Below are 25,627 nucleotides of genomic sequence, written 5' to 3' on the forward strand. Positions count from 1 at the left end.
GGTTGGTGGATTTTTATTTTATGATATAATAACCTAAATTATATAAATGGAGGAAATTTAGGTATATGTAGGTCGGGAGTAGCTCCCGGAAAGTATATCAGGTACATTTAGGCTCTGAAACGTATATAGGTATCTATAGCCTGCTTTAGCTAGACCAAATTATGATAATAGAAAATACATACGGATCATCCATTTTTATGGGGATTTTAATAGATTTTGGATCCTGCTTGTGTGGAGACTATGCTGACTTGGTACGCGAATTTAGATCTAAGAGAGTAGAGTGGATACATCCAAACGGAGACTACTCCCCGCAGACCTTTGGAAGAGGTCCGACTCTCAGGGTATTTTATATGAAAAACTAATTTATAATTTTTAACATTAAATATCATATTTTTTGATGCTAACAGAGTAAAGGAGTAGTTATTTTGGATCCGTACTTATATTTGTTTTTTCATGTTCTATCACATGCTCTTCTTGGGGCGGTAATTGCATACTGCTTTTTGCCAAGGGATACATGGAAAGATCTTATGATATGTCTATGTTCGGGTGCACTGTGTGGAATAATTCCTGATATTTTTGGGGATAGAAGTGTAGCTCCGTGGTCCCATTCTATATTGTTTACACCCCTTTTAGCTTTAGGAATAGCCTATTTGACAAAACTGTTCTATAAAAAGACAAGTCTCAAATTAATCTGGGGATCTTCTATTTTGTCTGTCTTGTTTGGACACTTATTTTTAGACTATATGGGACATGATTTACCAGCATTCTATCCCTTGAGTGATAAATCATATATTATGGGTGCCATTACATTGGGAGATCCATGGATATGGTTTCCGTTAATTATTGGTCTTGGATTGAGTATTTTTTTGAGGAACAGGCCTAAATTACCCGTAATTACTTCGATACTATTTATAGTGGTATATTTAGTTTTTCGAATAATATCAAAAGAAATAATTGAGCACAAAGTTCAAGTTCAACACCCGGTTCCTGAAAAGTCATATATTATAGTGGAGCCCGATAGTCATTATGAATTTCCTTTAGATCCCAGAAAATGGTTGGAGTTCAGATTTCGAGTCATCAGTCCTCATTTCTCTAAAGGTGGTGATGCGGGTATACTGGGAGAGAAGTCAGACAAACTATTCTGGTACGATTTTTATCCAGTAGCCTTTGAGATTAATTTATCAAGAGGGAAATACGTTTTAATAAATTCACAGGATTCTAAAGTTGTCCTATCTGTTACTAAGGAATGGAAAGAAGCGGGTTCTAACTTTATTGAAGGAAAGTATAATGGAAACCTTCTTACCTACAAAGAAACCACCAATGGTCAGTGGGAAGAAGTTATACCGCAATAGTTTACTACGGCTTCTGTCCACCACCAACCAGCGTTCTGGTTGGTGGTTTTTTGGTTTATGATATAATCTTTGTAAAATAAGCTGATGCTAGCCCGATATACTCTGTATCTCCCAAAGGTGGCAAATAAATGAGCCAAACGCAGCAAGAGATTCACGAGTTTGTTGCAGGGATACAAGCATATGTGTCGCCAGTAAATGTGATTAATCCTTGGAGAGATTATGTGAAGGGCTATGATATCGGCCCAGAAGCGGTAAAGATTCGGTCGGAACATTTGGTCAGGTATTTCGAACCAAGAATGTGCAAGGCTCGGTACATATTTATTGCGGAAGCTGTGGGATATCAAGGGGCAAGGTTCTCCGGCGTACCTTTAACGTCCGAACGAATGGTTACCGGGAATCATTCGCTGGTGAATCACCAGATGGTTTTTTCAGGTGAGCCGGGTGTCCGAACGAGCTTGCCCAATATCGCCAAACCTAACCGCAGTCAGGCGCTGTATGGATTCGCAGAACCGACAGCATCCATCATATGGGACGAAGTGTTATCCAGTTCAAGGTGGAAACCAACGGACTTTATATTTTGGAACATCTATCCCTTTCATCCCTATCAATCTTCTGAAAATAGGATGACGAATCGAACGCCGACTTTGGCAGAGTTGGAGGAAGGTGTGTTGTTCGCGAGACAGCTTATGCAACTGAATCCTGATGCTCAGATCGTGGCTATTGGCAGAAAGTCAGCAGACACGTTAAGCGCCCATCTCATTAAACATCATCATGTTCCCCACCCTGCAAACGGGAGGGCAGTACAATTCCAAAAAGCAGTAAGGTCCATTATCTAGCTCATTTTGAACTGGAGGAATGTAAGGCTAACATGTGCATTTCTTATTGTTCAAGTGTCCGCACATAACGTAATGCCCTATCCTATAAAGATTGGTTGGTGAAGCTAAATGAGTGAAAAATACTGGCTTGTGGTGCAATATCCGCTGAAGAGCGCGCAGGGCAGCAAACGAGATCATTGGTTGAAGGAAAAGGTAATGGAATATCTGGAAACCGTTCTGATCCAGGCGGAGTTGGGAGAGGTGGATGGATGTGATCTGGGTAGCCGTGTGGCTGATCCAAAGGAATATGTAATGAACATTTTCTGTGTGGTAACGGACGAAGATCGGAGCATAGCTCTAATTAAAAAAGTGCTGAGAGAGAGTCGGCTGGATTACACCCGCATCCAAATCGCTACGATGCCATATGGCACAGAAGGAAGCTACACGCTGAAATATGCCTCCAAAAAAGGCATTACCGAATTCTCGCTTTGATCACGATTTTGCTGTTTCTTACCATAACGAACGGTACTTCTCCAGCCTGAGGGCGGTGTGCCCTCGACACTTTCCTCACTTAAATTCATCATACAAGAAAACGATGATTTAATTTCCCAACCTTAACCACTCGATCCACACACGGCCCATAGTAAGATTTGTGCATGCTCGTACATATCGTAATTCTGCTCAAAAGTAGCGCATATCATATCAGCGTCTCTTAATATTAAGATCTTCCGCGTCCCCCGCATCATTCTCCATCCGGCACAAACCACAATTTATTATCTGTACCTCCGAAATTTCATAAAGCAGTGCTCCTTGGGGTTTCAAGTCAGGGGGCCCATACCCGAAGTATTCACAACAACCGTCTTCCCAAATCCTCATTTCTACTTTACTCAGTCATGTCATCCCCAAGCGATAAAAAGAATTGAGCCTCCTCCTTACACCGTCCTATAATATACAATTGTATAAAATCCGAGATAGTGGTGGGTGTCACAACAGGTCATCCGATCCCAACCGTTAAACCCATCACACCTCGGAACCAAAGGAGGTTTACAGTGCAAAACAGAGCAAAGGATGCAACAACAGAGGTAGCAGGAGTAGCAGAAGCGACAGAAGAAGATGCAACGATTGAAGCGAAAGCAACAGCAAAAGCAACGACCCAATCAGATATTGAGACCGATGCAGAAGTAAACGCAAATGCAAAAGCAACCCCCAGTGCAATGAAGAAGACGTGGACTCCCCGTTTCAAAGAGTTTATTCAACGCAAACCCAAGACGCTGGCTTTTAAAATCCCGTTTGCCTACTTTGTCATTATTCTGCTAACGGTGGCGTTCAGTGCGTTGGTGCTGAATCGAATCTCGGAAAATGACGCGCAGCGAAAGATTAATGAAGCATCACTGCAGACAATCACATCCATTGAGACCAATGTTAATCTGATGATCGGGAACGTGAACAATTATTCGAAGATGATTTTCTCCGATCCCAACTTGCAGAACCTGCTGCGGCAGGGCAATGTGTACTCCAATTTACAGACACAGTCCAAGGTTAGCGCGTATTTGACTAATCTTATGCAAGCGGTTCCAATTATCGATTCAGTCTATATTTACGATAATTCGGGTCACCGATTCTCGGTCGGTACACAGGAATGGCCAACGTTTATGGAAGCGAATGTGAAGGAAGCGCCGTGGTACGAACAGGCTTTGAAGCACAACGGACGATATCTGCTCAGGCTGAATGGTGGCAACGATAGCGGAGTCTCGGCCAAGGGGGAGAATGATGGGCAAGAGGTGGTCTCATTTATTCGCCTCATTCGCGATTTGGATGATACGTCTCCACTTGGCTTTCTGGTCATGAACATCAAGGGGGCATCCATCGCGCAAGCCTACGCTAACCTGTCTGCACCGGATTCATTTCAGGTGGCCATTCTGGATGAGCATCAGCGGGTGATCGCAACCAACGCAACCGATGGGAAGAAGGGCGTGCCTACGGTATCCGACGAATCCATGTCTGCGGCTTCTGGACAGGAAGGGATGCACGAGATGTTAGAGGCCAATCAGGCCAAGTTAAAACAAACCTTTCAAGAGCAGCCCTCCGGCTTCATCACCTTGCAATCAGGTGGTCAGGAATATGCGGTGACCTATCGTTCGGCTGGTGATGATCAGTGGAAATTCATCAGCATGAGTCCATACCGGGCTACCGATACTCGTAATAAATCCATGGTGCTGCTCGCATTGATCCTGCTGGCGGTGAACGGAACTGTCTTTTTTGTCAGTTCGTTCATCATCTCGCGCAGTGTCATCAATCCGATTCACAAGCTGCTTCGTGCCATGCAGAAAGCGCCAAGTGGCAACTTCCGTAAAGTGACGGTTGAGCTGAACAGCTACGAGTTCGAACAGCTATATGGAGGATACAACCAGATGATTGAGCAGATTGACCAGATGCTGAAACGCATTATTCAGGAGCAGCAGACGATCCGCCGTGCAGAGCTGAATACACTTCAGGCGCAGATCAAGCCGCATTTTTTATACAACACACTGGATTCCATCACCTCCCTGGCCATGTCGGGCATGAACGATAAGGTATGTGAGCTGTTAGAAGCGCTCGGAAGTTACTATCGCCTGAGTGTCAGCAAAGGCCGTGAACTGATTACACTGCACGAGGAGGTAGAGATTGTACGCAATTATCTGACGATCCAGCAGGTGCGATACCCCGGTGTATTTGAGGTGCAGTACGATATCGAGTCAGGCTGTGAACGGGTGATGATTCCCAAGCTTGTGCTCCAGCCACTGGTGGAAAATTCACTGTATCATGGTATTCGTCCCAAAGGCAGCCCAGGCAAGATACGCATTCAAGCTCGTCGATCCAAGGAGGGAGTACTTCTAACGATTACTGACGACGGAGTCGGCATGTCCGAGGAAGAGATACAGCAGGTTCACCGCAAAGAAATAAACAGTTCTAACCGTTCTGACTCAACTAACTCAACTAACTCATCTAACCCCTCTAATTCAATTAATCTTTCTAATACTTCTAATCCTACCTATAACTCTAAACACAATCCAAGCTTTGGCTTATGGGGGACGATGGAGCGGCTTCGCATTTTTTATGACAGAGAGGATGGACTCAAGCTGGAGAGCGAGGTTGGAAAAGGAACCACCATTATGATAACGATCCCGAAGGGAGCTGATGAATCATGGAATTAACTTTAGAACCTTTAAAGGTGTTGATTGTGGACGATGAATACCTCATCCGAAATCTGCTGCGTATGCGTATCGATTGGGAACAGCAAGGTATGTTCATCGTTGGCGAGGCCTCCGATGCTGCGGAGGCTTTGGATCAGGTGGAGCTATTGCGTCCAGACATCGTGTTCACGGACATATACATGCCCAAGATGGACGGTATTGAACTGAGCGGCATTCTCATGGAGCGTTACCCGAACATAAAAATCGTGGTAGTGACGGGACATGATGAATTTGAATATGCTCGTCAGAGTGTGAAGCTGGGCATATCCGATTTTATTTTGAAACCCATCCGTGCTTCTGAGTTATTACAGGTTACGACGAAGCTGCGAGCGTTAATCAAGCAGGAGGTCGGGCGCGAGTACGAGCTGATGAAGTTGCGGGAGGAGATGGAGCAGAGCTTGCCTTATCTCAGGGAGAGGTTTGTAAATCAATGGTTAAGTCACATGGTGCCTGAGGATGAACTACACGAGAAGGCGCGATTCTTCGGCATTCCTATCTCGTCCAGTGAACCGGGATTACGCATCGCAGTAATGGAGGTAGAGGGTGTTGTCTCACAAGGGAAGATAACTGAGCCAGAGGCAAGTCCACATCTGTCCGAGACATCTCATCAAGTTCATGAAGCTTATCAAGCCCTTCAACCCCACCAATTCAGCCAAGTTCAACGAGAGCCTCAACAAGATCAAACCCATTTAAGCCAGCATCAGACAGAAGCCTATCGACAAACGGCTGAGGAAATACATATTTTGCTCCGAATGGTAGGCATGAAGCAGGTGCAGGCATTTTATCCGCAGGATTCGCAAACCATTATCGTCATGGATCCGCATAACCGGATCGTTGTTCTTTCGCTTGGTACGGATACGGAATTTGCCAATCAGGTGCAGCAGCTTCAGGAAGAACTTCAACATACGCTTAAATTCGAAGGGTGCGAAGTGGATGTGACCGTAGGGATTGGGCAATGGCAATCAGGATGGGGAAAGGCTTGTGTGGGATACAGGGAAGCTTGTCGTGCACTCGATTATCAGGCGTTTGTAGGGAAAAATCAGGTTATTTGCTTCGAGGATCTGGTCATCGAAAGCGGGAATAGGCCCTACCACTCGAATGCTCAGCTGCTCCAACAACTGCAATTTAACGTGAGTGTTGGTGCGGGGGAAGAAGCGGTATTGTTACTGGAGCGAATGCTGTCTGTGCCATTCTCGGACGTTTCACAGTTTCGGATGGCAGCCATGGATGTGGTTACGGAGTGCCAGCGTGCTGCCATAGAGCAGCAACTTGAGGGAGAGGACGCATTGAACAAAGAGGCCGTTGCAGCCATTTTTACAGCAAATCATCTGCCCGAACTGAAAAGTATGCTGGAGCAGCATGTCCGCACCGTATCGGATGTCATACAAGCCAAGCGACAGGCCAAGGAAGGCAACCTGATCGACCGGGTCATGGCTTATCTTGAAGAGAACATGGGCAATACGGAAGTGGGGCTTTCCAGCACTGCGGCTGCTTTTTACGTAAGTTCGGGCCATCTGGGGCGGCTGATGAAAAAAGAAACCGGGCAGACATTTGTTGAATATCTGACCCAACTCCGCATGAAGAAGGCTGAACTACTGCTGAAACAGACGGATATGAAAGGTTATGAGATTGGGGAGCAGGTAGGCATCCCGGACCCACACTATTTCAGCGTCTTGTTCAAAAAACATATCGGCCGATCCATGAATGAATATCGAAATGTAAAAACATGAAAAACGAGAATGTAGTCTGGAGTGTTGGGGGAGTGCGGCGAAGGTCTGAGCATAAACCCGCTTCCGGTTCCAATTCCACATATGTTCGAAAATTACAAATCGATGCCTGTATTCTAAATGGAGAACAAAGCACAGTTTGCCTAAAATATGGGCTAGAACCAACGAAAACACATAGGGAGGTCCGTAGATATGAAAGCGCTATTAAAAAAATCGGCAAGTCTAATTCTGACGCTGGGCATTGTAAGCAGTCTGGTGGCATGTTCAACCGATTCGTCCGGCGGTGCACAGGGGGAAAGTAATGGCAAGATCAAGCTGACACTGTGGGATCAATCGGTCGGCAATACCGATCCTTCGGCCAAGCTGCTACCCGAGATTGTGGAGAAATGGAACAGCGAGCATCCAGACATTCAGGTTGAACGTACGGGCACAACAGGAGAACAGTACAAAACCAAAGTCAAAACATCGATTGCAGCTGGTGAAGCGCCGGACCTGTTCTATGGCATGGGCGGCGGCAGCTTCATGCAGCCTTACATCAAATCCGGTAATGTGCTGGAAATCTCAGGTTACCTGACGGACGATATCAAAGAACGGATGGGCCCGGGGATGGCTGAGGCGATCAATATGGACGGCAAAATCTACACATTGCCCGTGTACACACATATCGCCAACCTTTACGTGAATACGGAATTGTTCGAGCAGGCGGGTGCCAAGATTCCAACCACCTATAATGAACTGCTGGATGCAGTCGCCAAGCTGAAAGCGGCAGGTATCACTCCAGCTGTAATTGGGGAAAAGGACCGCTGGCCGGGCATGTACTGGTACGACATTATTGCGATGCGTCAGGCAGGCAATGCTGCGGTGATGGAAGCCTTTAAAGATCCGTCAAAATGGAATTCGCCCGACTTTGTTGCCGCCGCGACCAAGATGCAGCAGCTTGCGCAAGCAGGGGCTTTCAACAGCAGCATGTTCAGCATGAGCTATGACGAGATGCTTGGGGCATTCAATGCAGGCAACGGGGCGATGATGTTCCAGGCCAACTGGGTGAATGCAGGAATTGAGGATCCGTCCTCCGTAGTCAAAGGCAAAGTGAAAGTGATTCCGTTCCCGGTGTTTGAGGATGGGCAAGGCACAAATACCGAAATCTTCGGCGGAGCCGTGGATGGTTTCTACATTAACCAGAATACCAAACATCCGAAAGAAGCGGTGGAATTCCTCATGTATCTGAGCGAACAGCTCGGTACGCAAGGTTTCCTGGCCGGAGCCGGTCTGCCAAGCTGGAAAACCGATGCACTCGACACGTCCAGTCTGTCCTCCCTGGATCTGTCTGCGGCAGATATTATGAAAACGGCGACCTCATTCATCGCGTGGTGGGATAACATTCTGCCAGCGGAGTCTGCCGAGGCGCACAAAAACCTGATTGCCCAGTTGCTGGCTGGCGATGTAACACCTGAGGAGTTCTGCAAACAAATGGCACAGCTCAAACCAACAGAGCTGAGCTTGTAGATCGCGCAGGCTAATATGCGCATAATCAATCCATACACGTGTAAGCTCGTGTTGAGCTTGCCAAGCTGAAGCCTGCTAACAATGAAGATGAACCCAAACGAGGCGTGGTCCGGTATATGCCGGTCACGCCTTTGAGAGGAGAACAATAATGAACTCTGTATTTTCCAATAAAGGCACGATCGCCGTCTTTGTACTGCCCACCCTGATTCTGTTCTGCGGCATTGTGCTTATTCCGATCTTTGTCTCCAGTTACTACAGTCTGCTGGACTGGAACGGCGTAGGCAGGGGGACATTTATCGGCCTGGACAACTATGTGGAGATGTTTAAGGATACCCGTGTGCTGAATTCGATCAAAAACTCTCTGTTATTCGCGGGTGCTTCGGTGTTCATTCAACTGCCGATCTCGCTGGTGCTCGCACTGATTCTGGCGTCCAACGTCAAGGGGGAAGGGTTCTACCGGACCGTGTATTTCATCCCGGTATTGATCTCAACGGTGGTTATTGCCCAGTTGTGGTCAAAAATCTACAATGCTGATTATGGCCTGCTGAACGTGCTGCTGCAGAATATCGGCTTATCCCACTGGGCGCAAGATTGGCTGGGTCAGAAGCACACGGCACTTGCGGCTTCTTTTATCCCAACCCTATGGCAGTACGTGGGGTATCACATGCTGCTGATGTATGCAGGAGCGAAGTCCGTGTCTCAGGATGTGCTCGAGGCTGCTCGAATGGATGGTGCTTCACGTCTTCGCACGGCTTGGTCCATTATGATCCCGCTGATGAAACCGATTCTGAAGGTGAGCCTTGTATTTTCGGTCATTGGCGCATTTAAGGTGTTTGACCTGATCTATGTGCTGACGGGCGGCGGGCCGTTCTACACCACTGAAGTGCCGAGCACGCTGATGTACGCTACCATTTTTGATACGTTCCGGTATGGATATGGCAGCGCGATTTCGGTCTTTATCATTGTGGAGTGTCTGGTATGTACGATCCTCATTAATTCATTGTTCAAAACGGAATAGAAGGAGGCATGAGGCATGAGTACCGTAGAAGTCATGTTGCAAAAAAAGCCCAAGCCAAGGTCCATCTCCGGACCAATCGGGAAAGTGTTCCTGCAAGCGTTTCTGATCCTCGTCGCAATTGTGCAGATCTACCCGCTCATCTGGCTGGCGCTATTTTCCTTGAAGGATAACAGTGAAATCTTCAGCGGCGATGTTGCCGGATTGCCAAAGGCGTTTCTGTGGAGCAACTATACTAAAGCCATGTCCGACGGCCATGTGCTGACCTATTTTATGAATAGCGTGCTGGTCACAGCGGCCTCCATTGTCTTGGTACTGATCTTGTCTTCGATGACGGGATACGCAATCACAAGAATGAATTGGAAGCTCAGCGGGCTCACGATGACGATTATTTTGCTGGGCATGATGGTGCCGATACATGCGGCGCTGCTGCCATTGTTTATTATTTTGAAGAATCTGAGCCTGCTCAACAGCTATTGGTCACTGATCATTCCCTATGTGGCGTTTGGCATTCCGATGGCGGTATTCATTCTGGGCAGCTTTTTCAAAGGTATCCCGCGAGAGATGGAGGAGTCGGCGGTGATTGACGGCTGCGGCATCTACCGGACGTTTTTCTCTATCATTCTGCCTCTAGTAACCCCGGCTATATCAACGGTAGCCATCTTCACGTTTTTGTCGTGCTGGAATGAGCTGATGTTTGCGGTCACGTTTATCAATAACACGGATTATCAGACATTGACGGTGGGCATGATGTCGATGGTGGGAACGTACATTACGCAATGGGGCATCATTGGTGCGGGACTGATGATTACGACGGTGCCAACTGTAGTCATCTATCTGCTGTTGAACAAACAGGTGCAGAAGAGCATGATCGCAGGTGCAATCAAAGGTTAGCTGGTGGCTGGACTGGAGGTGTGGCGGTAGAAGGGCTTGCTGCTCGCTCGCTGTACTCTCTTTCTGGTGGGTATCGGCTTGATTCGGGATTTCGCAAGGTGTGATCTCTGGACTAGACCGCGGTCTATGAACATGGAATAATAAGGGGTATGTAGCCAGTCAGTTGCAGAGAGGGGTCATTATTTATGGTCAATATCGCGATGGTAGAGCAGGAGTCAGTTCGGGAAAAGGTTGTGGCGTTCACGTTTGATGATGGGCCGCATCCGGTGTATACACCTCAAGTACTTGAGATATTCCGTCGTGCGGGTGGGCAGGCGACGTTTTTCATGATCGGGAAAGAGATAGAGGCTCATCCGGAGATTGCGGCGGAGGTACACCGTGAAGGGCATGAGATCGCAAACCATACATACACGCATCCGGACCTGACCAAGCTGACGCTGGAGGAAGCCGGGGAAGAGTTGCAACGCGCAGAACATCTTGTTCAAGAAGTTACGGGGCAACCTGCCCGCAGCTTCCGACCGCCGTATTTTGGCGTAAACGATGATATATTGTCTCTGGCAGCGGAGCGTGGATATCGCACGATTGGTGCGGTCAACGGTGATGCGAAAGATTGGGATAATCCTGGCGTTGAGCATATCGTGGAGCATACCCGGTCTGCGGTCAAACCTGGCAGTGTGCTCATATTCCATGACGGGTATGGTGATCGTTCCCAGACGGTGGAGGCGGTTCGTGTGCTGGTGGAGGAACTGGTCACAGAAGGGTATCGATTGGTGACGGTGAGTGAGCTGCTGGACATTTCTCGTGAGCAGGATGAAAAGATAACATAATCAAGTGGACCCATCATTCTTTGAATGACAGGGTCCTTTTTATATATAATTTATATAGGAAGAACGGAGCGAAAGCACAAACTTTGCTTGCCCTCTCAAACTACTTTATAATAATAGGCTAAACTAGATTATGTCAGGAGGAAACAATGGACTTTATCAAAAATCAACTAGAAGAACTCGGCATGAGTGGACCCTCCATTGGATACCTTTCAAACATCATTATGATTATTTTTATAGCAGTGATCTCGATATTGGCGAATGTGATTGCCAAGCGAGTGGTACTGAAGACGGTGCATCGTATTGTAAGTAACAACCGTTTCAAGTGGGGCCACATCGTGGTTCAGAAAAATTTATTTCAGAAGCTGTCGCATCTCGTGCCAGCCATTATAATCTATTATTCGGCTTATATTTTCTCGCCCTATCAGGCCATAATTGAAAAAGCAGCCATGACCTACATGATTGTCATCATGATCACGGTACTGAATGCTTTGCTTAATGTATTCGATGATATCTATCGTACCTATGAGGTGTCGAAGATTCGCCCAATCAAGAGTTACATTCAGGTAGCCAAGATCGTCCTGTACATTATCGGGGGTATTATCGTCATCTCCAGCCTGATTGGACAAAATCCGCTCATTATCCTCAGTGGACTTGGGGCATTATCGGCGGTATTAATGCTCGTGTTCAAAGACTCGATCCTGGGCCTCGTGGCGGGTGTACAGCTATCGTCAAACGATATGGTGCGCGTTGGTGACTGGATCGAGATGCCAAAGTATAATGCAGACGGGGACGTCATCGACATTACATTGAACACAGTGAAAGTGATGAATTTTGATAAAACGATTACGATGATTCCAAGCTATGCCCTCATCTCGGACTCGTTCCGTAACTGGAGAGGCATGCAGGTGTCCGGCGGCAGAAGGATTAAGCGGAGTATATATATTGATATCAGCAGTATCCGTTTTTGTACGGAAGAGATGGTGGCTGAATTTGAGAAAATTCACTACCTGACTGATTATGTCACGGAAAAATTAAAGGAAATTCAAGCATACAACATGGAGCACGAGGTGAATACCGAAAGCAACGTGAACGGCAGACAGCTGACAAACGTCGGTGTGTTCCGGGAATATATCCATCAATATTTGAGGAACCATCCAAAAATCAATAAAGATATGACGATGATTGTGCGACAATTAGCACCGGAAGATCGCGGTCTGCCTCTGGAAATCTATGCATTCAGCAATGATATCAACTGGGGTGTGTATGAGAACGTTCAGGCGGATATCTTTGACCATATCTTCGCGGTGGCGTCAACATTTGGACTGCGGGCCTTCCAGAATCCAACCGGACATGACATTGTGCAACTGAAAGAGGATAAGCAATATGCGCGAGAGTATTAAGAAGATTTATCAAAATAGATGTGACGGCCACCATATTGGTGGTCGTTTTTGCGTTGAGATGTTCTTCCCATTCGGCCATTTATTTACGAGACGGACAGATTAAGTTCATGGGATAGGGTTCAATACAGATAACAAAACAGATATACTGTAAAAAAAGTGGACAATACATATATTTTTCATTATATTATAATTAATTCCATATTTTGAAAGGGGTGATTTGGAGCTTTTTCTGATCAGGCGTGTCTATGAACGAGGGAAAAGCATGAAGTCTCTTTGGCGTGCTAACTTTTCAAAAGAAATGGAGGGAGAATGAAATGAAGAAAACATTGTATGCTGCTATTATGATGGCGCTTTTATCAGGATCGATTGTGGGTACGGCCTTGGCGGATAATTACGAGTCGAATGACACTTTGAGCACCGCGTATAAAATCCCAACGCAAACGGTAGCCACTCCCTACGGTCCGGCTTACTGGGGTGGAAGTGCTTGGTCTTATCTATCATCCCCGACAGATGTAGACTACTTTACATTCAGAGGGCATGGCAAATCTGTCGTGCTGGGTTCTCCTTCCGGCTATGATTACGATTTGTACGCCTATGACAGCGCTGGAAATTTGGTTGCTTCTTCTACGAATACGTCAGGAGCGGATACGGTTCTTGTCGACTACAATAATGTATATTTTAAAGTGGTAAGCAAAGATGGACGATACAGCGATACCGATGCTTACAGCGTAACCTTTTATAAAAGGGATGTCTGGGTGCCGTGACCAGCTCGTGAGAGTAAGATAACGTTAGGTATCGTAGACTTTAATGCTTCCGTCTCATGAATAGGAACTCTACCGCCTCAATGAGGTAGTAGAGTTTTATTTCTTTAAGCCAATGGTCTTGAAGAATGGGTTACCATATACCCACTTGAGTTCATTGGAAAATTTAATGGAGGTGAGTGCCGTGGCACGTGTATTAGTTGTGATGATCCCTGCAGAAGGCCATATCAATCCGTCGCTTGGATTAATCAAGGAGTTGATAGAGAGCGGAGATGAGGTCGTCTATTGTTGTACCGAAAAATACCGGACGAAGATTGAAGCGTTAGGCGCACAATATAAAGCCTACTCCTTCAACGAGGCAACCCTGCTTAACAACCCTGGTATGAAGCCATTTGAACTCAAGCATCCTTACCAATTTTTATATATGATATTGGAAAAAGTTATTCAACGGTTTATTCCAGATGTTCTGAATCTGATCGAACATGAAACCTACGATTATATCATTTTTGACTCCATAATAGGCTGGGGAGGACAAATTCTAGGTGAGAAGTTAGGTATACCAACGGTATGCTCAACCAGCACCTTTGTTTTTGTGGAGCCTCTTGGATCAGACAATCAACTGAAGGATGATACGGAGGAGGTCAAAGAGCTATATAACAGCATCGTGGAAGTGTCCCAGCAAATAGCTTCCCAGTTCGATGTGGCTGTACCTTCCCTAGCGGAACTTTTAGGGCATTCAGGACAATTGAAGATTGTGTATACAAGTCGTTATTTTCAACCCATGGGGGAGAAGCTGGATGACAGCTTTGTATTCACTGGCCCATCGATTATCCCCCGCAAGGATGCGCCAGGCTTTGCAAACGAGTCTCTGCATGCTCTTTACAAACAGGCAGTTTATATTTCGATGGGAACCATTTTAAATAAGGATCTTGATTTTTATAAGCTTTGCTTTACGGCCTTTCGTAATTTGCCTGTGCAGTTTATATTATCTTCTGGGAAGGATACCGATATAGAGCCCATTGCTGATTTGATTCCTGACAATTTCATCATAAGACCCTATGTCCCTCAATTGGAAGTGTTGCAGTGTGTAGATGCTTTTCTGACACATGCAGGCATGAACAGTACCAGCGAAGCTTTGTATTACAATGTACCATTAATTATGCTTCCGTTAACATCGGATCAGCCGCGTGTAGCAGGCCGGGTACAGGAGTTGGGAGCAGGGGTTATCGTGGACAAAAATAACCTTACACCCGATGTGCTTAGAAACGCAGTATTAGAAGTGCTCGGTAATGCCTCCTACAAGGAGCATGCTGAGGTTATTGGGAAAACGTTACGCGATGCTGGCGGGTATAAGCAGGCTGCTATGGCCATTAAGAACTTTATAGGCAATCAACCGTTATCGGCCACGCCCATCTCTTCGTTTGAATGAAACGGAGACCGTTCTTTATGAGAGCTAGAAGAGGAAGCCGTCACCCGACTAAAATGGAGTGATGGCTTCCAATTGATTCAAGCGCGTATGGAGGGGTAGATAAACGGAGAGGGGCATTATTTTTTCCATATTGTTCGTATACCTTTTGCAAAGGAGAGTCTTCAGATGAATCATCGAATTCCGGAATATACATTGAACGATGGCTTGAAAGTGCCTGCAATTGGATTTGGTACCTATAGTTTAAAAGGTGAAGAAGGCGTTAAATCGATCGCGTTCGCAATGGATGCGGGTTATCGATTAATTGATACGGCGTATAACTATGAGAATGAGGCAACGGTGGGCAGAGCAATCAAACAAAGCTCCATCGCCAGAGAAGAACTGCTCATTTCCTCGAAGCTGCCGGGGCGTTATCACGCTCATGATAAAGCACTGGTGGCGATCCAGGAATCCCTGTACAGAGCGGATCTGGATTATTACGACCTGTATCTGATCCACTGGCCCAATCCGAAAAAGGACATGTATGTCGAGGCATGGCAAGCACTGATCGAAGCAAAAAAACGTGGATATATCCGATCCATTGGAGTCAGCAACTTCCTGCCTGAGCACAATGAACGGCTGATTAAGGAAACGGGGGTAGCGCCGAGTCTGAATCAGATTGAGCTACATCCATTCTTCGACCAAGCCGATCAGCGGGAACAGGATACAAAACATGGCATCGTGAACGAATCCTGGAGTCCGATCGGACGTGGCAATGATGCCGTACAGGATATTCTGAAGGATGAGAACATTCTTCGGATTGCGGAAACGCATGGCAAAACACCAACCCAGATCATTCTGCGCTGGCATGTTCAGCTGGGTTCCATTCCAATTCCGAAAGCGGGCTCCTTGCAGCATCAGCAAGAAAATATTAATATATTCGATTTTGAGTTGAGCACAGAAGAGATGCGGGTTATCTCTGCATTTAATCGTCCGGATGGACGGTTGTGGGATCAGGACCCAAGTGAGTACGAAGAGTTTTAAAGAACGACAAATAAAGGGCTGCTCCCATGTCAGATATGACAGGAGGCAGCCCTTTATTGTTGAAGCATAGTAAGCAATGTTGCAGTTTTTCATGTTGCGTAATTTCTGCTTACTGTCCCGCAGGGATACGGAAGGTCAGAATCTCATACGGTTTGATATCAAAAGAAATCCGGCCATTTTCCACGGCGCATTCCGCTTCGTTGTTCTCGAGCAAATCACATGCGTATGCCGTAGCACCTGCTCCTTCAGGTAATTGCAGGGAAGCACGGCTGCGGCGGCCATGTGCTTCATAGAGACGGATGATCATATCATCGTTGTTCTCGGCTTTTTTGATAACCTCCAGCACGACATTATCCTGATCGACCGATGCGAGTGACCACAACTCAGGTAACGTGCCGGTTTGCGATGCAATCTCACGAGCAACCAGCGGCCGGTTGAGATCATAAGCAGCTTGGATGACACGTCCTTCACGGAAGTCGCCCTGATGCGGATAGAGCGCGTAGGTGAATACGTGCTGCTCTTTGTCAGCATTTTCATTTGGGTACGTTGCGCTCTTGATCAGCGACAGTCGCATCACCGAGTTATGAATGTCATATCCGTATTTGCAGTCGTTCAGCAGCGCCGCACCGTACCCGTTCTCCGCCAGATCAGCCCACTTCTGTCCGCACACTTCAAACCGGGCTTGATCCCAGCTCGTATTACGGTGGGTAGCCCGCTCGACGTTGCCGTACTGGATTTCGTAGACCGCTTTCTCACTCCAGATATCCAGCGGGAAGGCGGCTTTTAGCAGCAAATGCTCCTGCTTCCAGTCCACAAACGTACGGAAATCAATCCGGCGTGTATGCGCGTAGAAGATGATCGTTTGCTCAACGACAGAGTCCAGGAACTGTCGCTTCACATGTAACACGGAACGCACCGGCCCGCTTTCAACCCACTCCAGTGACTGCAGGTCGCTAATCTCCCACATATGCTGTTCATAATAGTCGTCAATGTTCCATGCCTCATATTCCGCAGGTCGATCCTCGAACACTTGCAGCACATTACCACGCTTGCCAGACTGAAGCAGCTCACGCCCCTCCAGCTTGTCCCATACGGATGTGAATTCGGCACTTTCATTCAGGTGAATATCGTACCAAGGTGTATGGATGTGGCGCTGATTGGCTTCCCACTGCGCAACCGATACGCCCGCGACAAGTTCGTCTGTCAGATCCGGTGTGATTCGGAAGGATTTATATCCGGATGCAGGCACGTTCTCTGCAAGGAACACAAGTCCGCCTTCGGGAGTACGTTGGCTTGGTACAGGGCGATCTCCATCATGAACGGTCACTTTTCTCGCAAAAGCAGGCAGTTCAACAACGTCCGTCCGTACGAATCCGGTGGTGTTGAATACCACAATGGCTTCGCCATCAGATGTAATTCGGCTTGCAATGCCGTTCAGTGCGCTGTCTTTCAGCTCATCCGTGACACGCAGAACTTCTTCATATTGCTCTTTGGAATCCACATATACCTGCTCAATGGAGCTGCCTGGGAGAATATCATGGAACTGGTTCAGCATCGTCAGCTTCCATGCATGCTCCAGTGCATCAGTTGGATAGGCCGCTTGGGCATTGGCCTGACGATGAATCATGGCATACAGCTCGGCATCGGCCAGTGCAAATTCACTATGACGGTTGTACCGTTTGTTGCGGGCCATGGAAGTGTAGGTACCGCGGTGATACTCCAGATACAGCTCACCCGACCAGCGGGGAACGGAAGGGACATCCGCCAGATTTTGCTCCAGCTTCTCGAAAAACTCACGTACAAAGGTACGTTTCACCGCAGGCACACCCGGCAATCCAACATCAAGTCGTCTGCCATGCTCCAGCATCTCTTCGGTTGGTCCTCCGCCGCCATCACCGAATCCGAAACATTGCAGAACATCTGAATTGATGTTTTTGTTCTGGTATCGCTGCCACGTGCCTTTGACTTGAGAGGCGTTGAATCGTCCATTATAAGTCGTCTCGAAGCGACGTTGTCTGAAATCAGGATGTTTGTCATAGTCTGTCGCTGTGATGAAATGGGTTAGAACTTCAGAGCCGTCAATACCTCTCCAGTACATCGTGTCATTCGGAATCTGGTTCGTATCATTCCAGGCAATTTTGGTGGTCATAAAATAATCAATGCCACTCTTGCGCATAATCTGCGGCATCGCTGCACTATAACCAAATACATCCGGCAACCAGAGCACACGGTTCTCTACGCCGAACTCATCCTTGAAGAAACGTTTCCCGTATATAATCTGACGGATCATGGATTCGCCGGAGATCAGGTTACAATCGGCTTCCAGCCACATCGAACCTTCCGCTTCCCAGCGGCCTTCGGCTACCTTTTCCTTGATTTTTTCATAGAGAGACGGGTAGTCTGCTTTCAGGTACGCATACAGCTGGGGCTGAGAGGACATGAACGTGTATTCTGGAAACTTGTCCATCAGATACAATACACTCGCGAAGCTGCGAATGACCTTCTCTCGAGTCTGATCCAATGTCCATAGCCATGCTACATCAATATGCGTGTGTCCGATACAGTGCACGGTAGGGATGTGATCACCAGCAGGGCGGACATCACCATAGACATGATCTTGCAGATATTGGCGCGCTTCAGGTACTGACGCATGGAATTCTGCGCTGTTCTCCTGACGCAAATCCAGCAGATTCACGGCTTTATTCAGATGTTCGACCAAATTCAGCCGCTCCAGATCATCCTCACGTAGCAGATCCGCAGCATCGAGCGCAGCCTTAAGATCGTAATATAGATCTGTGACAGGCTGATGATGCTCAGCTACATAGACATTGAGAAAGACATCGGCCGCCGAAGTACTACAGTACGCATATAAAGCCAGTTCGAATTCTTCCCCTTTTGCCGCAGCAGGTGTCAGGTCAATTTCCGTATGGTTCACATCCAGACCACAGATCAGTTCTCCATTGAGGAATGCCAGGAATTGTGGATTATCATAGTTCCAGATATCATCCGCACCGGTGACAATGGTACATACGACTTTTTTTCCTTCCATATGATCCGGGATACGAATCCGGGTTTTGAAGCAGCTGTGTACATCTTTACCGCCCCAGCCATCACCTTTACGAAATACGTTCCAGGAGGAAGGGTCCTCATGCACCAGTTCCCAAGAGTGGTAACCACTCTCTTTATGATAAAGCTCCGGTATATATGTCTTTGAGGTCAGTCGTGCACGTTCCAAGTGTTTAACTATGGTATGGATCCGAGTATACAAGGAATTCATTTTCATGTTGGTTTCCCACCTTGGTTTGTAGTAAGTACAGGCTGTAGTCGTCGTTGGAGCAAGAATACTGCAAGCGCTAACATATCAACTCTATCATAACAAAGGGGAAAGGGAGCAAACTACGTAATGTATGCTGAAAAAGACGTATTTTTATTGCATTTCATGCTAAAATAAAATCATTAGTATCGGGATAGGGGGCATGTCCATGACAACATCCGTTTTGACATACGAGCAGGGATATGTAATCCATGTCAATCAGCCTGGAGACGAACTCTTTTATCATCTGGACTATGACGAGCGTTCTCATGACCTGAATATGGAGTTTCAGCACTTTCATGATTTTTATGAAGTCTGTATTCTTCTGGATCGTACGGCTGCGCATATTATTGAAGGCAGTTTATATGAGATTCAGCCATTGGATATCGTGCTGCTGCGACCTTCTTTGCTGCATAAGACGCAGTATCCGAAAGGTACACCGCCGAAACGGTTGATGATTAATTTTGCGATGCCTCGCCATATGCCAGGACTTGAGAACGGTTACAATGAACTATTCTCCATTTTTGATGAAGAGGTTCCGATTTTCCGCTTCCCGGAAGAACGGCGCAAAGAAATCCTCGCGCCCATCAATGATATTTTTGCCATATCCCAGCAGCGATCTACGCTTCAACCGGTTGTGATCCATCATAAATTTGTAGAATTTCTATGTGCAATTCATCGTTACGCAGCAGAGAACGGGTATGTGCGAGAAGAGACAGGATCATCGATGTCCCGGCGCATGTATGCCATTGCATCCTATATTCACAGCCACTATCAGCAGGATTTATCTTTGGACGAGGTGTCCAGGCGGTTTTATGTAAGTGCCCACCACTTGTCCCGCCAATTCAACAGGGTCACTGGTTTTACCTTCACGGAGTATGTGCAGATGACCCGTATTCGAAATGCCCAGCAATTGCTGCTGAATTCGAGTGAAAAAATTACGGACATTGCTGCACAGTGCGGGTTCTCCAGCTTTTCCCAGTTCAATCGCATCTTCAACAAACAGAGCGGTATGTCACCAAGTGCCTATCGACGGAGCAGACCATCGCAGAGCAAACATGAAATGATGCTTGTGGGTGAAAGACCCGAGTGACGTTAGCGCCTAGCGTGAGATAATAAGCGGAGTGATGGACAGGCTTAAATTGCTAGTTAACGGGCTATTTTTCTGGACAGGAGATTTTTATGAAAATAATAGCTAAGACATGGTATAGGGTTGGGTCCATCTATTTTATGATTTAGCTAGGGACAAACCGCCATCATACATCCGATATACTTTGTCACAATATTCAAGCATGCGCTCATCATGGGTAACCATAATGGCTGCTTTTTGGCGTGATTTCACTTCTTGCGCGATTAGACTAACCACTTCATGGGCTCGTTTGGTGTCCAAACTGGCGGTTGGTTCATCGGCCAAGATGATGTTGGGATTATTCATTAAAGAACGCGCAATGGCTGTCCGTTGTTTCTCACCACCGGATAACTCTTCGGGAAAACTTTTTAACTTCGAACCCAGCCCCAGTTCTTCCAGCAGCTTGGTGGCAAATGCCTTATCCTCTTTTTTGACCGTTCCCGCCATTCTTTTTACAACTAGCAGTTGATCGAGAACATTTAGATAGGGAACTAGATTGGAAGATTGCATAATAAATCCAACTTCTTGCAGCCGTATATTAGATAGCTCTTTCTCCGTAAGCTTCGAAATATGATTTCCGTTTAGTTGAATATCTCCTTCGGAGGCTTTCAGCATAGCCCCAGCAATAGACAAGAATGTACTTTTACCAGAACCAGAAGGTCCAACGACAGCAACAAACTCCCCCGGTTCCACGGATATGGATACATGATCGAGCGCGGTGATCCGATTATTTCCTTCGGCATAATACATGGTGACTTCCCGCATGTGCAATCCCTTACTCATTATTCAACCCTCCCGAGCGCCTTAAGCGGATCGATCTTTGTAATTTTGCGAACAGATACCAATGAACTTAACATAGCGATAACCAGCAGGATAATAGAATAATTGAAGACAAGACTGGTTTCCAGCTTAAATGGCATTCCTTTTGGCATAATTGCTGCTGTCCCATAAGTCAGCAAGATTCCAACAACAATGCTAGTCAGCGAAAGTACAAACACTTGCGAGATAATGGCTTTTCCCAAGAAACGGTTGCTGGCACCGATCGCTTTCATAATGCCGAACTGGTTGGTCTTTTGCATCGTAATGACATAGAAGAATACCCCGAGTACAAATGCAGAGATCGCGAGCAGAAATGCAAGCATCATCAGAATCGTTCCGTTCTCTTCTTTGTATCCTGGCATGCCTTGCACAGCTTCCGACCGGGTAACTGTATCCGTACTGGCTAACTCTTTATTTATAGCTGCTGGATCAATATTTTCGCCTTGTAACATGATCGCATTAACCGGTCCGGCAATTCCTTTATCTGAACCTGGAGCCGCAAAGGCAATCTTCCGCCATTCAGCCATCGGGGTAAATACGGATGCAACGTGGTTATAGGTCTGATTCTCCACAAATCCGATAATGGTCAATGATTCCGTCGTGCCATCCAGTTGAAAGGTGTCCCCGATATTATAGCCCTCATCTTTTAGGGTCGAATTCACAACCACCCCGGTGGGATTTTCGGAAGACAGGTTTTCACCTTCTACAATAGCTGGTTCCAGGAAGCTTCCTGGGTTAATTCCTATAATCGCTATATCGACTTTATCTTCATTCTTGGTACTCGTCTCTTTCATTGCTGTTGCCATCGTACTTCCCATAGGTGATGCAGCATCCACATTAGGAAGTTGTTCCGCCTTCGCCACCAGTTGATCTGACAGCAGTGACTTGCTCATGGAAGACTGAGCCCCTTCTTCAAAGATGACATAATCAGCTTTCATGGTCTTGAATGTTGATGCGGCTAGCGTGGACAATCCATTCCCCAGACCGGATAAAATAAATACCAACCAAGCCATGAGTACGAAGATAATGATAATCATCAAAAACTTCATTTTACTATGCATTAACTCCTTCATCGCTAAAAACATGATCTGTTCAACTCCTTCTCTCTTTTTTTGACACATGTGTCAAATTAGATGCGCGGCCACGCTGTCTTCATTATTAAACGACATAAATGACACTTGTGTCAAATTGAATCCAAGAACAAAGTTAGCTCTTGGCTCCTCCGATCCACATTTGGAACAACAGCTTTCCCCAATCAGGCGTAGGGATATTCATCATGTTAGGCGTATTAATTAAGTTGAAGAATACACCAACAAGTACAGGTAGAGGGATATCTTGCCGGAGGGCCTGATCCTGCTGTGCACGTCCAAATAAGCGTGATAATTGAATTTTGAGGGTCTTATGTGCTTCCTCAATAAATTCAAGATCTCTCGCTGCCGCAGCAGAATTAGTCGTATTAATTTTACTGGCATCTCCCAGAAGTTGATGGAGCGTCGATTCTTCTGCGTAGATCAGAAGCAGTTGCTCAAGAGCATCCATGGGATCAGTCTCATCAACGGCTAATGAATTCTCCAACACGGTTGCTATTACACGCTTCATACAAGCAGCAACAATCTCTTCTTTATTGGCGTAATATTGATATATCGTGCTCCGGGCTCCAGATAGATGCTGTGAGAGCAGCTTAAGATGAAAACCGTCGTAGCCATGCTCCAGAATTAATTTCTTGGTCGTATCCAGTAGCTCTGTTTCGGTAAAAGATTGTTTTCTTCCCATTGAATCTCTTCCTTTTTCTCATTTAAAGTTAGTGCGAACTTCACGTAATCGAGGTTGTACTTTAGGTCTACAGGAGTTCTACACTTCCCTTGTTTATTATGATCAGTTTAGCATATGTTTGATGTCCATAATACCAACCAAGACGATTGGTCTGAATAAATGGGTGAACATATACAAAAAGGCAAACCCTTGAACTTACAAGGGTTTGCCTTTTTCTTTCTATTCATCGAATATCGACGATATACCGATACATCTGCAATTGATCTTACGATCAGACTTACGCATGTACCGGATGAATCTTGGTGTTATCCCTGATCCTTCGGTGCCAGCTCAATGGCGGAGCGGATGGCAGCCAGCATGCTTTTGTCATCGGCGATGTTCTTACCTGCGATGTCGAAGGCTGTACCGTGGTCAACCGACGTACGAATGATGCCGCCCTTCAGACCAACGGTGATGTTCACGCCTTCCTCGATGCCCATTACCTTAATTGGCGCATGGCCTTGGTCGTGGTAGCAGGCTACCACAATATCGAAGTCTCCGCGGCCAGCGCGGAAGAAGAGTGTGTCCGCCGGGAGTGGACCAACGACGTTAATGCCTTCCTGCTGCGCACGCTCAATGCCGGGCTGCAGTTTTCCTTCTTCTTCCCCGTTGCCGAACAGTCCGTTCTCTCCGGCATGAGGATTGATTCCGCATACGGCTACGCGCGGATTCTCAAAGCCTGCTTTTTTCAGCGTATCATGGGCAAGCTTCACAACGGTGTAGGTTCTTTCCGGGTTGATACTCGCGATGGCATCAATCAGACCCATGTGTGTCGTCAGGTGAATGACTCTCAGATTAGGCGTTGTCAGCATCATCGAGAAGTCCTGTGTATCCGTCAGGTCCGCCAGAATTTCGGTGTGTCCTGGATACAGGTGCCCCCCTTGATGCAAGGCTTCTTTGTTCAAAGGTGCTGTGCAGATGGAGTGAATCTGGTGTTTTTTGGCGAGATCAATGGCTTTGGCGAGAAACTGGAATGCTGCATCCCCAGCCACGGCAGATACTTTGCCGTATTCCAAGTCCGCAGGGACAAGGTTCAAATCAATCACATCTACAGTACCGAATTCATACTTGGCTTCGGAAGGCTCTTGAATCGCGTTAACGTTCAGACTTGAGTCGATGATCGGCAGTACGCGCTCCAGAATCTTCGCATCACCGATCACGAGTGGATTGCACTGATCATACATCTCTTGATGACCCAGTGCTTTCATAATAATCTCCGGTCCAATACCTGCTGCGTCGCCCATCGTAATTCCTATTGTAGGTTTCATACAAGAATACCTCCTTTTAATTTTTGAATCGCATGGATAAAGACATCTGGTTTGCCGAATCCGCCTGCTTTGGTAATCACATGCAGATCATCAATGCCTATAAACTTGGAAATCGGCACGCCGATCTCAAGCTCATCCAGCAGCTCGAAGCCGCTAATATTCCATTTCAAACAGATTTGTTTTGCCGTATCGCCGCCAGTCATGGATACCCCTTTGAAAAGTCCCTCTTCCAGCAGTCTGGCACAGATCTCACCCATCGCAAGTACAATCTCGTTGCTGACTTCCGTGTGATTGAGACCACGAATTTCGCCCGTTGCCCGTGCCAGTTCGATATCCACCTGTTCAGCGGTGGAGTAGAGGACAACATCTTGTCCTTCCAGCGCTTTGTCTCGGACCTCGTTATAGACACGTTCCATCTCTTCCGCGCGGTCTGCGGTTGCGGATACCGCTTTGAAGGAATGGAAGGATACGGAAGCCACGCGAGAATTGCGCATCAAGCGATGCAGCTGCTCACGGGAGTTTTTGTTCACGCTGCCTACCACCGTAAGGATTGGACCGGAATTCTCCGGGATATCAAGTGAAGCAGCCCTGGATTCCAACGCGTAATGCGCAGGGAGGTAATTGGCAACGCCGGCCGAACCTGCCCAAGTAAAGGTATAATCCAACTCGCGGGTCATCTGCAGAATCAGTTCCAGATGGCGTTCTTCGGTGGAGTCCACCATCACATACGGAATGTTATTTGTTTTCAAGTGCTCCAGCTTGGTGCGAATATGATTCTGCCCGGCTTCCAGATCTGCGACGGTGATCTCGCCAACTTCGTACTTGGTCTGTAGTTTCAACAAGTCCGGAAGGTAGGAAATCGTAACAGGTGTCTTCGGATCATGAGCAATTTCAGTATCTGCCAGCGGGACGCCGTTCAGGTAATGAATTCCGTTCAGAATAGTCCGGTTATTTTTCGGATATCCTGGAGCAATCATCATAAAATCAGGCTTAACTACATCATACACAGCATCAATCTCGATGCCGATATTGCCGCGCATGGTGGAGTCCATTTTTTTGAAAATCGTCTCAAATCCGTTGTTCGTCAGCAACTCAGCAGCCCGATATACACGGTCATATGCTTCCTGAGGGGATATGGAACGACTATCTGTATCAAAGACGACAGCATCGTAATGTGTAAGAGGTTCTTCATTCATATTAAAAAGAACACTGGTCTTCAAGCCATGACGGGCAAGCTGCACCCCGCTGTCATTGGCACCGGTCAAATCATCTGCAATAATAGCTAATTTCATGCAGTCATCCCTCCT

The 25,627-nt window shown here is 46.8% G+C and carries 20 protein-coding genes; 14 read left to right on the forward strand and 6 right to left on the reverse strand.

Features of this window, described 5'->3' with window-relative positions:
- The first annotated feature begins 425 nt into the window (after positions 1–425).
- From F0220_RS00955 to F0220_RS01015, 13 genes are all read left to right on the forward strand, one after another.
- Complete coding sequence (locus F0220_RS00955; RefSeq protein WP_181155615.1) at positions 426–1,352, forward strand: metal-dependent hydrolase; 927 nt, start codon at positions 426–428, stop codon at positions 1,350–1,352.
- Between the two features lie 128 nt (positions 1,353–1,480).
- Complete coding sequence (locus tag F0220_RS00960; protein WP_105602284.1) at positions 1,481–2,188, forward strand: uracil-DNA glycosylase; 708 nt, start codon at positions 1,481–1,483, stop codon at positions 2,186–2,188.
- Between the two features lie 108 nt (positions 2,189–2,296).
- Positions 2,297–2,659: a hypothetical protein gene (locus F0220_RS00965; RefSeq protein ID WP_105602282.1), complete on the forward strand. Its 363-nt coding sequence runs from the start codon at positions 2,297–2,299 to the stop codon at positions 2,657–2,659.
- Between the two features lie 557 nt (positions 2,660–3,216).
- Complete coding sequence (locus F0220_RS00970; RefSeq protein ID WP_223199822.1) at positions 3,217–5,361, forward strand: cache domain-containing sensor histidine kinase; 2,145 nt, start codon at positions 3,217–3,219, stop codon at positions 5,359–5,361.
- Positions 5,352–7,130 (forward strand): response regulator, encoded by a 1,779-nt coding sequence (locus F0220_RS00975; protein ID WP_105602280.1) that lies wholly within the window; start codon positions 5,352–5,354, stop codon positions 7,128–7,130. Before F0220_RS00970 ends, F0220_RS00975 begins: the two co-directional genes overlap by 10 nt.
- Before the next feature lie 189 nt (positions 7,131–7,319).
- On the forward strand, positions 7,320–8,633 hold the full coding sequence (locus F0220_RS00980) for an extracellular solute-binding protein (RefSeq protein WP_105602279.1): 1,314 nt from the start codon (positions 7,320–7,322) through the stop codon (positions 8,631–8,633).
- 148 nt (positions 8,634–8,781) lie between these two features.
- Entirely contained in the window at positions 8,782–9,651 is an 870-nt protein-coding gene (locus F0220_RS00985) for a carbohydrate ABC transporter permease (RefSeq protein WP_091012051.1), read from the forward strand.
- Positions 9,652–9,666: 15 nt separating this feature from the next.
- A complete protein-coding gene (locus F0220_RS00990; RefSeq protein ID WP_181155614.1) occupies positions 9,667–10,542 on the forward strand; it encodes a carbohydrate ABC transporter permease in 876 nt (291 codons plus the stop codon).
- A gap of 185 nt (positions 10,543–10,727) precedes the next feature.
- Entirely contained in the window at positions 10,728–11,369 is a 642-nt protein-coding gene (locus F0220_RS00995; RefSeq protein WP_105602278.1) for a polysaccharide deacetylase family protein, read from the forward strand.
- 146 nt (positions 11,370–11,515) lie between these two features.
- Positions 11,516–12,769 carry a mechanosensitive ion channel family protein gene (locus tag F0220_RS01000; protein WP_091012054.1) on the forward strand — a complete coding sequence of 418 codons (1,254 nt, stop codon included), beginning with the start codon at positions 11,516–11,518 and terminating at the stop codon, positions 12,767–12,769.
- A gap of 314 nt (positions 12,770–13,083) precedes the next feature.
- The gene (locus F0220_RS01005; protein WP_091012056.1) at positions 13,084–13,533 is read left to right on the forward strand and encodes a hypothetical protein; all 450 of its coding nucleotides are present in this window, start codon (positions 13,084–13,086) and stop codon (positions 13,531–13,533) included.
- Between the two features lie 181 nt (positions 13,534–13,714).
- On the forward strand, positions 13,715–14,959 hold the full coding sequence (locus F0220_RS01010) for a macrolide family glycosyltransferase (RefSeq protein WP_105602276.1): 1,245 nt from the start codon (positions 13,715–13,717) through the stop codon (positions 14,957–14,959).
- A 165-nt stretch (positions 14,960–15,124) separates the two neighbouring features.
- On the forward strand, positions 15,125–15,979 hold the full coding sequence (locus F0220_RS01015) for an aldo/keto reductase (protein ID WP_105602274.1): 855 nt from the start codon (positions 15,125–15,127) through the stop codon (positions 15,977–15,979).
- A gap of 109 nt (positions 15,980–16,088) precedes the next feature.
- Here the strand turns inward: F0220_RS01015 and F0220_RS01020 are convergent, their stop codons facing one another.
- Positions 16,089–19,262: an alpha-mannosidase gene (locus F0220_RS01020; RefSeq protein WP_105602273.1), complete on the reverse strand. Its 3,174-nt coding sequence runs from the start codon at positions 19,260–19,262 to the stop codon at positions 16,089–16,091.
- A 199-nt stretch (positions 19,263–19,461) separates the two neighbouring features.
- Between F0220_RS01020 and F0220_RS01025 the strand changes: the two genes are divergently transcribed.
- Positions 19,462–20,385, forward strand: coding sequence for a helix-turn-helix transcriptional regulator (locus F0220_RS01025; protein ID WP_105602271.1), 924 nt, complete (start codon positions 19,462–19,464; stop codon positions 20,383–20,385).
- A gap of 135 nt (positions 20,386–20,520) precedes the next feature.
- On the opposite strand, the gene F0220_RS01030 is transcribed toward F0220_RS01025, so the two are convergent.
- The 5 genes from F0220_RS01030 to F0220_RS01050 all read right to left on the reverse strand — a co-directional run bounded on the left by F0220_RS01030 (position 20,521) and on the right by F0220_RS01050 (position 25,612).
- Positions 20,521–21,204 carry an ABC transporter ATP-binding protein gene (locus F0220_RS01030; RefSeq protein WP_105602269.1) on the reverse strand — a complete coding sequence of 228 codons (684 nt, stop codon included), beginning with the start codon at positions 21,202–21,204 and terminating at the stop codon, positions 20,521–20,523.
- Positions 21,204–22,325 carry an ABC transporter permease gene (locus tag F0220_RS01035; protein WP_105602268.1) on the reverse strand — a complete coding sequence of 374 codons (1,122 nt, stop codon included), beginning with the start codon at positions 22,323–22,325 and terminating at the stop codon, positions 21,204–21,206. Before F0220_RS01035 ends, F0220_RS01030 begins: the two co-directional genes overlap by 1 nt.
- Positions 22,326–22,446: 121 nt before the next feature.
- Positions 22,447–23,013, reverse strand: a complete 567-nt coding sequence (locus F0220_RS01040; protein WP_105602266.1) for a TetR/AcrR family transcriptional regulator — start codon at positions 23,011–23,013, stop codon at positions 22,447–22,449.
- Between the two features lie 305 nt (positions 23,014–23,318).
- The gene (pdxA, locus tag F0220_RS01045) at positions 23,319–24,320 is read right to left on the reverse strand and encodes a 4-hydroxythreonine-4-phosphate dehydrogenase PdxA (protein WP_105602264.1); all 1,002 of its coding nucleotides are present in this window, start codon (positions 24,318–24,320) and stop codon (positions 23,319–23,321) included.
- Positions 24,317–25,612: a four-carbon acid sugar kinase family protein gene (locus F0220_RS01050; protein WP_105602263.1), complete on the reverse strand. Its 1,296-nt coding sequence runs from the start codon at positions 25,610–25,612 to the stop codon at positions 24,317–24,319. Before F0220_RS01050 ends, pdxA begins: the two co-directional genes overlap by 4 nt.
- Positions 25,613–25,627: the final 15 nt, after the last annotated feature.

The sequence above is a fragment of the Paenibacillus sp. 37 genome, assembly GCF_008386395.1.
Taxonomy (GTDB): Bacteria; Bacillota; Bacilli; order Paenibacillales; family Paenibacillaceae; genus Paenibacillus; species Paenibacillus amylolyticus_B.